The 12,962-nt window shown below is 39.4% G+C and carries 9 protein-coding genes; 1 reads left to right on the top strand and 8 read right to left on the bottom strand.

All coding sequences use genetic code 11. The features are described from left to right. Nucleotides 1-3: 3 nt before the first annotated feature. The 3 genes from FHT21_RS00890 to FHT21_RS00880 all read right to left on the bottom strand — a co-directional run bounded on the left by FHT21_RS00890 (nucleotide 4) and on the right by FHT21_RS00880 (nucleotide 6,389). Nucleotides 4-1,494, bottom strand: coding sequence for a RagB/SusD family nutrient uptake outer membrane protein (locus FHT21_RS00890; protein WP_223833527.1), 1,491 nt, complete (start codon nucleotides 1,492-1,494; stop codon nucleotides 4-6). Nucleotides 1,495-1,525: 31 nt separating this feature from the next. Next, complete coding sequence (locus FHT21_RS00885; protein ID WP_167292922.1) at nucleotides 1,526-4,816, bottom strand: TonB-dependent receptor; 3,291 nt, start codon at nucleotides 4,814-4,816, stop codon at nucleotides 1,526-1,528. Nucleotides 4,817-5,210: 394 nt separating this feature from the next. Then, nucleotides 5,211-6,389 carry a FecR family protein gene (locus FHT21_RS00880; RefSeq protein ID WP_167292921.1) on the bottom strand — a complete coding sequence of 393 codons (1,179 nt, stop codon included), beginning with the start codon at nucleotides 6,387-6,389 and terminating at the stop codon, nucleotides 5,211-5,213. A gap of 372 nt (nucleotides 6,390-6,761) precedes the next feature. Between FHT21_RS00880 and FHT21_RS00875 the strand changes: the two genes are divergently transcribed. After that, the gene (locus FHT21_RS00875; protein WP_167292920.1) at nucleotides 6,762-8,714 is read left to right on the top strand and encodes a glycoside hydrolase family 97 protein; all 1,953 of its coding nucleotides are present in this window, start codon (nucleotides 6,762-6,764) and stop codon (nucleotides 8,712-8,714) included. Nucleotides 8,715-8,738: 24 nt separating this feature from the next. Here FHT21_RS00875 and FHT21_RS00870 read toward each other — a convergent pair whose 3' ends face one another. The 5 genes from FHT21_RS00870 to FHT21_RS00850 form a co-directional block, all read right to left on the bottom strand. Next, nucleotides 8,739-9,659, bottom strand: coding sequence for a DUF4267 domain-containing protein (locus FHT21_RS00870; RefSeq protein WP_167292919.1), 921 nt, complete (start codon nucleotides 9,657-9,659; stop codon nucleotides 8,739-8,741). Between the two features lie 64 nt (nucleotides 9,660-9,723). Beyond that, complete coding sequence (locus FHT21_RS00865; protein WP_167292918.1) at nucleotides 9,724-10,308, bottom strand: Crp/Fnr family transcriptional regulator; 585 nt, start codon at nucleotides 10,306-10,308, stop codon at nucleotides 9,724-9,726. Nucleotides 10,309-10,740: 432 nt separating this feature from the next. Continuing rightward, complete coding sequence (locus tag FHT21_RS00860) at nucleotides 10,741-11,364, bottom strand: YdeI/OmpD-associated family protein (RefSeq protein ID WP_167292917.1); 624 nt, start codon at nucleotides 11,362-11,364, stop codon at nucleotides 10,741-10,743. A 10-nt stretch (nucleotides 11,365-11,374) separates the two neighbouring features. Then, a complete protein-coding gene (locus FHT21_RS00855; protein ID WP_167292916.1) occupies nucleotides 11,375-11,782 on the bottom strand; it encodes a VOC family protein in 408 nt (135 codons plus the stop codon). 72 nt (nucleotides 11,783-11,854) lie between these two features. Then, nucleotides 11,855-12,766: an AraC family transcriptional regulator gene (locus FHT21_RS00850; RefSeq protein WP_167292915.1), complete on the bottom strand. Its 912-nt coding sequence runs from the start codon at nucleotides 12,764-12,766 to the stop codon at nucleotides 11,855-11,857. Nucleotides 12,767-12,962: the final 196 nt, after the last annotated feature.

The following is a 12,962-nucleotide window of genomic DNA, read 5'->3' as shown; positions in this document are numbered from 1 at the left end:
GAATTAGTATCCCGGGTTCTGTACTATTATGCCATTGCTTTCCGTTATTGCCTTTCTCGGAATTGGATAAAGTACAAATTCTGGTTTTGCAAATACGGAACCTTCATCTTTCGCATGCTGAATATAAGTTCCCCATCTAATCATATCTTCTCGTCTACTGCCTTCGCACCAAAGTTCGAAAAGACGTTCATCCATTAGTTTATTTCTAAACTGTAGCTGATTAAATTGGCCAGGTGTGTAATTTACAACACCGGCACGGGTTCTTACCTGATTAATTAAATCATAAGCTTCCTGTACAGGGCCCTGTGTTTCGTTAATGGCTTCAGCAAGAAGCAAAAGCGCATCTGCATATCTCCATACCACAATATTTGTTCCCTGTTGCTCACTAATAGCAGTTGGATCTGGACCATATTTCATCGGTATTGCACCAATATAATTATTGGCCCTTGCATCAAAGGTAGCCCCACCTGTTGTTGTCCATTTTGCTAACAACACACTTAAACGTTTATCTGAAGAAGCAAATTTATCATAGGTCTTCCATGGCATTTTATAACCACCCCATTGTGTCAGGTTTAAGCCATTTGGATCGACGTAGTTACCTGGTAACGAATGGGCAAGCCATAAATTGGTATTAGTTGCGTCAGTACGGCATGGAATAGCAAGAATTATTTCCTGACTGCTGCCATTGTTGGCATAGGTAAATATATCCTTATAATTTGGCTGTAAACTGTGCCCTAGCTGTTGTAGCTGCCTTCCTGCGGCAATAGCATCAGTCCATCTTTTTTCGTGCATGTATAACTTCATTAAGCCCATATAACAAGCATCTTTAGTCATACGTCCGTAATCAGATCCGGCAAGCTCACTACATTTAGGCAAATCAGGTATCGCTTCATTATAATCCTTAATGATCTGTGTTACCATCCATTCTTTTGTAGGTCTTGGAATCGACTTTGTATTGGGATCAGAAGCTTCGCTCGCACTTAGCCTGATCGGAACAGGGCCATAAAGGTTATAAAGCATCCAGCTGTAATGGCCCCTCAGTGCTTTAAGTTCAGCAGTATATCTGATCTTGAGCTTGCTATCCATTACAATCGGCTGAATCTTCTCTATGTTTATTGATATCTGTGATACTTTGGGTATTAACGAGTTATAGTGGTTTAATAACTGTGAAAAATCTTCCGAAAAATTGATCTGATTTAATTTTGGCCATCCATCCCAGCCCCACGAACAAATCAGTTCGTCACTGGTAAAACTAGATTGTACCAGCCAACCCTCATTTGCCGCTCCATAACCGCCACCATACGTACCATCCTCCGTCATTCCCGAATACATAGCGGTAACAGCCGATTTTGCATCCTCGGCATTTTGAAAAAAACTTGTTGAAGAATACTTATCATATGTCTTTTCAACGATGGCTTTTTCGCAAGACAGACATAGCACGGAAAGTGCGAATACTGGCAATAGTATATTTCTAAAAAAGCTTAATAATTTCATAACTTATTTATTTTATCTTAAATATTGTTTGTTAAAAACCAGCATTTACTCCGATTGTAAAGGATTTTGTCATTGGGTATGCAAGGTAGTTCTGAAGTTCAGGATCAATGCCTCTATATTTTGTAATGATAAAAGGATTTTGTACGTTCAGCGATAGCTTTAAACTCTTAATGACATTCTGCTTTGAAATTAACTTGTTATCTACCCTGTAACCTAAAGTGATATCTCTACATCTGATAAAATTTGCATTTTCCAACCAGTAATCTGAGGTAGCAGCATAGGATGCATATGGATCAGGCAGGCCTGTAGGTAATGTTGCATTAGGATTGGTAGGCGACCACCTGTCTTTGGCAATACTTAACACATTCCAACCAAACTGACCAAGCTGTGCATAGGTTGCAAATGCAGAAGAATAATCCGAATTCAGTTTCTTTTGAATAAAGCCATACATATAAACAGACAAGTCGAAATTTTTATAAGAGAAGGTGTTGCTAAAACCGAAACTATATCTAGGCCCATTTACGCCTAACAATACTTTATCCGCTGAGGTGATCTTTCCATCTGGTACACCGGTTAGGTTTCCAGCTGCATCAAATCCGTTTAGATCCTTTAAAACAATACCACCAGGTAATATGCCTGGCATCCAGGATGGCGCTGCCCCATTACCATTGTAGATCCCATCAGAAACATAACCATAAATTCCATTAAATGGACCATGCGGGTCTATAAATTTATCGAGAGTTTTCAATACTGATGGATCTCTCTCTACCCATGAATCATAATAATGGGAAAGATTGAAAGTAGATGTCCAAGTAAAACCATTAGAGCTGCTAATAAAATTTTTCGTAGTTAAGTTAAAGTCCCAACCTTTACTCCTCGTTTTTCCTGAATTGAAAGCAGCCTGCTTAACAGGAAAGTCTGTAGCTAAAGGAATGTATGTGAGCAGATTACTAACTGTTCTGTTAAAATAATCGAATGATCCTGAAATTCTATTTTTTAAAACACCAAAGTCCAGACCTACGTTTATATCTCTTTGCGTTTCCCAGGTTAAATTAGGGTTACTGATCTGACTCAAAACAACGCCTGGATAGGTAACACCTCCAAATACATAGTTTAAATCGGGCGAGTAGTATTGAAAAGCACTTCCCTCAAGTTCACTGTTTCCGGTTGAACCATAACCTGCTCTAAGCTTTAGTTGATCAAACAGCGGTGTTTTTTCCTTAAAAAATGGTTCCTCCGATATTATCCATGCAGCAGAAATACCCGGAAATGTACCATATTTTTTATTTTCGGCAAAATTAGAGGCACCGTCTCTCCTGATACTTGCCGTTAAAATATATCTGTCATTAAGCTCATATATTAACCTTGCAAAATAAGATTTCCATATTTTAGTTGGATTACGATATGATCCGACAGTTGGCCTTGGAGCTGTACCAAAACCTAAATTATTAAAGAGAAAATTATCAGTAGCAAAATGATCGTTTGCAGCGTTAAAGCCTTCAAAATCGCTCACTTGATAAGAATGTCCGGCTAAGGCTGTAATCTTATTTTTTTCTCCAAAATTATGAGAATAGTTCAATACATATTCCATCAACTTGGATGTGGAGTTTCTTTCGGTAATCGTTGCTTGTCCGCCTGCCCTTGCACCATACAAAAATGTTTTCGGTAAATAAGAATACCTTTTTGCCGTAGATTGGTCGTAGCTAAAATTTGCCCTTGCCGAAAGCCCTTTTATAATATTCCACTCTGCAAAACCACTGGTTAATAATCTAGCACTTTTGGTATAATCTGTCACATCAAGAAAAGAAGCTGGGTTAGGCGAGTTTTGGTAATCAGGATTGATGATATAATTTCCGGCCGCATCAGTCAATGGAAGGTTTGCCGGATAATAAAAGGCAGACAAAATCATGCCTGAATATTCGTTAGCACCTGTACCCACATTAGCATTATTAGCATTTGAATTTGAACTGATGATATTGGCACCTATTTTAAATTTGTCGCCTATCGCCTGTTCTAAATTCAATCTTCCATTATATCTTTTTAGATCTGAATGCGCCAGAACTCCTTGCTGATTCAAATAATTGCCAGAAGCAAAATACTTGGTTTTTCCATCGTTAGCGGATCCCGATAAAGATAAGTTATGCTGATCCGTAAAGCCTTTTCTGGTTATTGCATCAAGAGCACTTGGATATTCCTGTTGATTATCGATCTGTTGTTGCGTAAACTTTGGAACAAATGGGGTTACAGATGAAGCAGGAACGTTTCCATAAGGCGCAATACGGTTATCCAGCATCCATTTTTCTTGCAGGATCTTATTGCGTTCCACCATGTACTCTTTAGTTGATAATATATCATAAAAATCAAATGCTTTTTGGAAAGCATGGCTCCCACTATAATCAAGGCTAGGTTTTCCACCCTTTCCTTTTTTTGTAGTAATCAATACAACACCTCCGCCCGCTCTGGCACCATAAATGGAAGTAGCACTTGCATCCTTTAAGAAATCTATTGATTCAATATCATTAGGGTTAATAAAATTCAAAGGTGAACGATCTACACCTGCCGCACCATAACGGGTACCCGACATAGGTTCTGATGAATTATCATTAACCACTACTCCATCTATTACATATAAGGCACCAGCAGAAGCAAATGACGGATTACTCCGGATCTGTAAAGTTACCCCTGCCCCTGGCTGCCCGCTTGTCTGTAATGCAGCCACACCAGATGCACGCCCTGCAAGTGCCTGACCGATATTGGTTGAGGTCGATGTGTTTAAATCTTCTGTTTTTACAGAAGATATTGCACCCGTTACGTTTTTACGTTTCACCGTACCATATCCAATTACAACCACATCTGTCATCTGGTTACTTACAACAACCAAAGAAACTTCGATAGCTTTCTGTCCGGTATAAGTAATCTCCTTTACTGCGTAGCCCACGTAACTGATCAAAAGGACATCGCCTTTACTAACATTTAATTGAAATTTACCTTCGTTATCTGTAACAGTTCCGATGCTTTTATTCTTGACCTTTATGCTAGCACCAGGAATGGGCAATCCTTTTTCGTCCAGCACCTTTCCGATTACCTGATCGAACACGAATAATGGAACGGCTAACCGGTCGTTCTTTTTTCTTTTAATTATAAAAATATCATCTATTATTTCGAACCCCAATGGTTTATTTTTTAAAACCTGTTCAAGGGCCTGTTCTAATGTAGCGTCCTTCAAATCTACAGTTACCGTACCTGCATTTTTCAACAGCGTCGAATTGTAGAATGACTGGTAACCACTCTTGCTCTCTATTTTTTTAATAATTGTTATCAATGGGACATTTTTTTCCGATAGAGTAATTTTTTGGGAGAAAACCTTTGCAGACACTGATAAACAGGTAACTGTTAATAAAATTATAATCAATTTCATCATCAGGATAATTTTGGATAGGAAAAACTTGCGCATAGGCGAAATTTCCCTACATAGATTTAATTGCATACTTTTGTACGTTTTGGTTGAAGATTGGTTTATTTCGAATAGTTCAATTAGCCAAAGCATGCTTGATTCAACGCCATTGAATCAAGATAGACCAGGCTGACCTGTCAGCTCTGGTTTTTTTAATGCTTAACTGTGACTAATTTTTGTTTTTGGTTAGTATTTTTTCTTCATATGTAATTTGGTTAGGGTTAATATTTGTTTTGGTTTGGTTGTTTTGATTTTGTTTAATTTATGGCTTTATAGTCAGCGTGTTTCCAGTTAAACTAAAGTCTACATTACTGCTCTGCAAAACCTGTAAGACCTTTTTAAGTGATGAATTCCTCTTAATTCTCCCGTTAAATTCGCTTTCGGGCACTTGCCCATCGTAAACGATTTTTAGATCATACCACCGGGCAAGCTGTCGCATTACTTCCTGCAGGCTCGAATTATTGAAAACAAAATAGCCGTCTTTCCAGGCTGTGGCTATGCTAACATCTACCGAAGCAACATTTATTCTCTTATCCTGATCGGAAAATGAACCTTGCTCCCCAGGCTTTAATAAGACCTTGTCATTTTTTCCCTTTAACTCTACCGCTCCTTCAACAAGTGTTGTTTGAACACTTTTTTCATCCTCATACGCCATCACGTTAAAATGAGTACCAAGAACCTTTATTTTCATATTACTGGCATTTACAATAAAAGGCATTCTTTTATTTTTTGAAACTTCAAAAAATGCCTCCCCAGTCAATATTACAGCACGTTCATTTCCTTTAAAACTGTTGGGGAACTTTAAACTGGATGATGCATTTAGATAAATCTTAGTACCGTCAGACAAAACGATATCATATTTACCTCCTTTGGGGGTAGAAATAACATTATATGCCGTTTGCTGATTATTTGCAGCTGTTCCTTTTAAAACGAAGGTAACCTGGCCATCTTTGTTTTTTTGAATACTTATCCCATTGTTCTGCGCCAGTACGCCCTCACTACTATCGTTGAGACTAATTTCCTTACCGTTTTCTAGAGTTAATATCGCTTTATTTGATGCAGCGGGTAAATCATGTGTATAATACTTTTTGGATGTAGAAAGTTCTTTAATATTTCCTCCCTTAGAAAAATAAGATACCCAGATTGCGCCTATGGTTATTAATAAACAAGCTGCAGCCGATAGCCACCACAACCGTAGTGTTTTTTTAGCATCTTTAGTTGTTAATTTGGCATTGAGAACTGCATAATTCCTACTCAATCCCTCCTTTACCGCTTCTGAATCTTCAGTATTGGGTGGCTCCTGCAACAGTTCCTTTTCAATCAGATCCATAAGAGGGGACTTTTCTCCATATTTTTCAAAATGCCTCATCAGTTCAGCTAGCTCCTCCGCAGAACTATTGCCTTGTAAGTATTTAACATAAAGTTTTCTTATTTGTCCCATTTTATGCCACTTTTAATAACTATACGCTTATAAATAGAAAACTCTATGCTCGATATTTTATTTTTTTTTAGATTTTGTTAACAACAGTTGTCGCCTTTACATGCATCGACTAAAATATTGTTATTCAAAGAGAAGCTTTTAAGGTATAGTTACTCAAAATTTAATAACACCAATAATATCTTGACAGAGGATATCTTAGCAGTACCAGTTCTATTTAACTATGGGTACAATAGAAAAAAACAATAAACGTTATCATAACATTTAAAAATATTTCCTAATTTTCAGTTTTCAAGACTGATCTGATAAATCTAAACCAAATAAGCTTATTCCGTTGTGATGAATATCCCAAAATTATGCTACAAATCTTTAGCTATGAATTATTTTAAAGGCATTTTACTGGTAACGATACTAGTTGCTAGCCACGTTATATCTTTTGCCCAAGACCTGAACGTTACAAGCCCAGATCAGAAATTGATGGTTAAACTATATTTAAACGAAGGTAAACTTTATTACAATGTGGTATTACAGGGTAAAGAAATGATTGAGCAATCCCCCCTGGGGCTTCGTGGAAGCCAAATGGATTTATCATCTGGTCTCAAACTAACGGGTAAGCAATTACGGCGAATAGATGAGCGTTACAATGAACCAAAAATCAAGATCAGTAGTGTAAATTATCAGGCAAATGAGCTCATCTGCAAGTTTGAAAATGCCAAAAAGAATCAGCTCGAAGTCGTATTCCGCGTAAGTAATAACGACATTGCCTTTAAATATCAGATTCCCCAAACCGGTGAGGCAGCGACCTTTGTCATTGAAGAAGAATTGAGCGGATACAAATTCCCGGCAAATACCACTACATTTTTAACACCGCAGGCCACCCCCATGATTGGCTGGATGAAAACCAAGCCAAGCTACGAAGAAGAATACACGCCCGATCAAGCGATGGGCGTCCCTTCAAAATATGGTTTAGGTTATACTTTTCCCGCCCTCTTCCATTTGGGGAATGAAGGCTGGGTATTGCTTTCAGAAACTGGTGTAAATTCCCTCTACTGTGGTTCCAAGCTAAGCGAAGGTACTAAAGATGGTCATTACAAAATTGCTTTCCCGGAGAAGGGAGAAAATAATGGTATCGGCAGTGCAAATCCAACCATATCATTGCCTGGCAATACCCCTTGGCGCACCATTACCGTTGGACGTACACTTAAACCAATTGTTGAAACTACTGTGCCGTTCGATGTTGTGGCACCACAATATACCGCATCAAAAGACTATGCTTTTGGCCGATCTACCTGGAGTTGGCTGTTATGGCAAGATGAAAGCATTAATTTCGAAGATCAGAAAAAATTCATCGACCTTTCTGCCGCAATGGGCTATGAGTTTGTATTGATCGATAACTGGTGGGACAGCAGGATCGGACGGAAAAAAATCGAGGAACTGGTTGCCTACGGAAAAGAGAAAAAAGTTGGTATTTCCTTATGGTATAACTCCAATGGTTTTTGGAACGATGCTCCACAAGGACCTAAATATAAAATGAATACAGCCTCGGCTAGAAAACAGGAAATGGCATGGATGCAGCAGATTGGTATAAAAGGGATTAAGGTAGATTTCTTTGGTGGCGATAAGCAGGAAACCATGAAACTTTATGAGGATATTTTAGCTGATGCCAACACCTTTGGCTTAACCGTAATCTTCCATGGCTGTACAATACCCAGAGGCTGGGAAAGAATGTACCCCAACTATGTTGGAAGTGAGGCAGTATTGGCATCAGAGAACCTGATATTCACCCAACATGCAAATGATAACGAAGCCATCAGTGCCAGCCTTCATCCATTTATCCGGAATGCTGTAGGCGCAATGGATTTCGGGCCAGTTCTTTTAAATAAGCGCCACAACAGGAAAAATGACGGAGGTACAACTAGAAAAACAACAGAAACATTCCAATTGGCAACCGCTATCCTTTTCCAGAATCCGGTGCAGAATTTTGGCATCACTCCTAATAACCTCACCGATGTTGCGCCCCATGTGATCGATTTTATGAAAAATGTACCTACTACATGGGACAACACTGTTTTTGTTGATGGATATCCTGGGAAATATTGTGTACTGGCACGTCGCCATGGCGATACCTGGTATATTGCAGCCATAAATGCTGAAACCACAGAGAAAACGATCGACATTTCGCTCCCTATGTTATCGGGCACTGATGTTACCTTATACTCAGATGCCGGCGATCGTTCACCACAAATAAAACAACTGAAATTAAATAAGGCAAAACAATTGAAAGTAAAACTTTTACCAGGCGGGGCAAATGTAATCGTGGCAAAATAAAATAACTCCCCCCGGGGGTGAAGATTATGAAATTATCCGGCGGGCAGGTTTACAATAGGCATCCTCAAGAACCTTCAATCTGCCCGTATTTATAGCAATTTTCGCAACAAGACTTAAAAATAGCTCAGCGATTTTCATTGCGCCTGTCATCTTGGAGTTATTCAAATAAATAAACAAAGCTAAGTCTGAAAGCTTTTTTGGTATCCCGTTCCTGTTAGTAAAACCATCCTTTGCGAGCCCCAATAAAATTAACGAGGCCTGCTCAAATGGAATATTTCCAGGGTCTATGGTTGTCCGTATCCGGCACACGCTCTCCGATCTGTTGTAAAAAAGATGCGTCTCGTTGGCCAATATAACGATCTCGTCCCCAGACTTGAGTTGATAACGTTTATCGGCCTTTCCAACTTCCAGTTCGCCTTCCAGGATTTCAAACTTTTCCGAAAATAAAGTATGGTAATGCCAGGGAGTTTTTGCGCCGGGGAGCAGATCACACTCCGCTACTGTAGGCCCACCATCGGCCGCTGAGCGAATTAAATTGAAGGATGCTTGTTTGTCGGAACTACTTTTTTTGGTTTTTTGCAATAAAAGTAGCGGGCCAATAATAAAGCAGATTGCTATGGCGACCAAATGAGCTATCGCATGCTGCCAATCGCTTCCATTTTTGCCCATTACAATCATGAAATCTCCCAACGGCACAACAGTTGCTGAGAGTAGTGCTATGCCCAGAGCCTTTCTTTCCTTTGTTAATACTAAAAGCAGCAGGAGAATGCCGGAAAATAGATCTCTGATACCTTTGATGTAGTGAAAAGAATAATCCTCATTGGTATTAGTGAAGATACCATAATCGAATTCAGCTTTAACCGGTGAAATCAAAAATCTTAGACCTATAAATAGCAACCCTAAGCCGGTCAAAAATGCAATGCGGTAACAAATTCTTGTTGTCATAATATTTATTTTTTAAGTTGACAACAAAGTTATCTGCATCCTTTTCACGTTTCATGCACCTGAGTTAACAATTCTCTCTGCGCGTATTTCTGCTCCGGATACGGCTTAGCGATTGTGGTTTAACGCCCACATAGGAAGCAATATAATACTGCGGTATACGCTGTAGCAGATCAGGATATTCTTTTACAAATTTCTCATAACGGAGCTCTGGTGAATCCGTATAGAAAGAATTGAGTCCCTGTAAGGTTTTGACAAAAACCTGCTCGATAACAAGCCGCCCGAAACGTTCGCCGCTTTTGATTGAAGTATAAAATTTTTGAAGATCACTGTATCCGATAACCAATAAAGTACAATCCTCCAGTGCCTGGATAATTTGCCGGGATGGCTGTTGAGGCAGAAAACTTTCATTATTGCAGACAAAATCAGATTCTTTGGCAAATCCATAAGTCTTCTCCTCTCCATCATCGTTAATATAATATCGCATTACGCCGCTTATCATAAATCCAACATTTCGACATATATCACCTTCCTCCAGAAAATAATCACCCTTCGCATACTTTTTTTCACGGAAAAGCCTTGCAATGAGTTCTTTTTCATTCTGGTCTACATTTACTGCTTTTTCAATCGTCTGCAACAATATATCCATCATAATATCCCCAAATTGGTTCTTTAAAGGTCGTAAAAAATTTTATGCCCTAATCGCTCCTTTAACATATTCCACAAGTAAGTTTTACCCTGATTTAAAGTCAAATTCATAATATTTTTGCAAAAAGGCAAAAGTGTATTAATGACTTAACATATTAGCCTGGAGATTTCGTATAAACTGCTTCATCATCCATTCCTACCTATAATGGGCATTGGCTTTATGCGGGCAATGAAAAAACACTGATTCTTAGGATTGAAAACGGGTTAACCTATGATGTAAAAAAAACTAAAAGGTATCGTTTTCTTAGAGGGATTTGCAGGGAGACTGCATCATTTTCAAATCACACAATCTCCCTAGGTTTTTCTTAGCAGAATAATGGAATGACTAAGGTTGGAACGGGACCGCAAAGACTGGTTCGGAGTTCCAGTCACAGAATTACTTTTGGTGTTTCCAAAATCTGCCTTTTCCTTCGGCTATCCAAGCCAATGCTTCTTGTATTCGTTTTTGCCGGGTTTCATCGGTCTTCGCGCTGCTAATCCATACAATATATTCTTTACGGAATGAATTTGATTTGCTCAGATAAACTGCTTTGGCTTTTGGCTCGTTATCCAATGCATCCTGGAAATAACCAGGTGTATCAAGTACTTTAGGTTTGTTATCTTCTGTTTTTTCGCGCTTTATCTTCACGCCTTGTTCATTCAATTGTGCCGCTTCCTTTATCATGTCGATAAATTCCTGATCGGAAGGCAGCTCGTTAATCTTTGTTATTTTACCAAGGAACCGGCTAGTGGCTTTTAGGTCTTTTGCAGCTTTCAACCTTGCATCTCTCATCAGTTCACCCTTTATAAAAGTGAAAGAGCAGTGCGCCTTGTGCGAAGCCATCACACACATGTGGTCTCCCTTGTAATCGAAATGAGGAATTCCCCATTTGATTGCCTCATCCACACCCGGACAGTTCTCGTGTACGAGCCGGCGCCAATGTTCGAGAATGGGCCGGGCAAAATCTGCGGCGTTGGCAATGTAGGCATCAATAGCGGGGTCATATTTTAATTTTTCCATTTCCAGGTTATTAAGATTGTCCAAACTGATTCATGTCCATAAATACCAACTCCCACTTGTGTCCATCCAGGTCAGCGAAGCTATGCTGGTACATAAATCCGTGGTCTTTGGGCTCTGCATAAATCCTGGCACCAAGGGATTCCGCTTTGCTGATAAATTCTTTTACCTCATCTACTGAGCTGGCATCGAGCGCGATGAGCATTTCGGTTTGGTGGTTAGCATCGCAGATTTCGGTATCAATAAATGAGCTGAAATAAGTTTCGGTCAACAGCATCACAAAGATGCGCTCACTGATGACCATACAGCCGGCCTTCTCATCGCTGAACTGCGCACTGAAGGAGAAACCCAGTTTTGTAAAAAACTCAACGGATCTGCCCAGGTCTTTTACCGGCAGATTGATAAATATTTTGCTTGGCATAAATTCAAATTTTTACAGCAAATAACGGCAGAAGCGGATTGAAAAGATAGGTTTAAATCTTGGTTTTACAGGTCAATTTAATCCCTTATGCTGACTGCGGAAGGCAGAAGGAGAAAACTTTGTGTGCTTTTTAAAGAATTTACCAAAATTAGCCGGGTCAGAAAAATCCAACTGGTAGGCAATCGTGGAAATCTCCAGATCAGTGTAGCGGACAAGCGATTTGGCTTCAGAAACCAAACGTTCTGTAATAAAAGCCAATGCATTACGCCCGGAAACCTGCTTAACAGACCGTGAAAGATAATTTGGAGTCACTGAAAGCAGGGCAGCATATTCTTTGATACTTCGTTTATGGATATAATTGTTTTCAATCAACTGTAGAAAATCACGCATCAATAGTTCCGGCCTACTGTTTGGCCCCTCATTCTGTTTACTTTCCAGTGCACAATTCTGCAGATGACATAACAGCCCCAGTAATTTCAATCGTGCTTCCAGGTGGGCATCTTTCCCGGAATGTTCGTAAGCGGCAAAAACAGACTCAAAATGTGGGGCCAGCTGCCTAAACATCCCGTGATCAAACTTAAACAGGTTGGTGCGATGGGGATCGAACAGTGTGAACTGACGATGGAACCCTGGCTTAAAAAAAGAAAAAGCGTCGGGCTTAAAATAAACCACGTATCCCTCCAGCGCATTATTATGGGTAAAGCTATAAATCAGGTTTGGTGAATGGAATACCAAATAGGAGTCAGCGTCTTGAATGGTCTGCTCCCCGTATTCCACTTTGATTTCACCAGAGTTGAAAAGCAGCGCAAAAAAGTAAAACGATCGCTTAAAAGGAGGCCTGTAAACCGGCATCTGACCACCTTCAATCGGTTTCAACCTAAGACAGTAAAAATCTGGGTTTGTTGTCCGCTCAGGCCATGGAATGGAGGCCAAAAAATCATTAATTTCGGTATAGTAAGGAAGTATGCCGGTGGTTTTCCTCATCGCTATAAAAAGATTTGGCTAAAAATAGTACAAAGATTTTGAAATCGATACAATCTTACATTACCCTATTACAACACACCAAAACCCAAGCTGTAGGTCCTTGGTACAAGTGATTATACAGATCAGGAAAGATGGGGATAATGCAGGCTATTTAACATAATCCTTGTTTTTTTGAAAATAAAAAAGCCGATCTAAC

Origin of the sequence: Pedobacter sp. SG908 (assembly GCF_011759615.1) — a bacterium.
GTDB lineage: Bacteria > Bacteroidota > Bacteroidia > Sphingobacteriales > Sphingobacteriaceae > Pedobacter > Pedobacter riviphilus.
The sequence above is the reverse complement of the archived record's forward strand: the minus strand, read 5'-3'. Positions and strand labels throughout refer to the sequence as shown.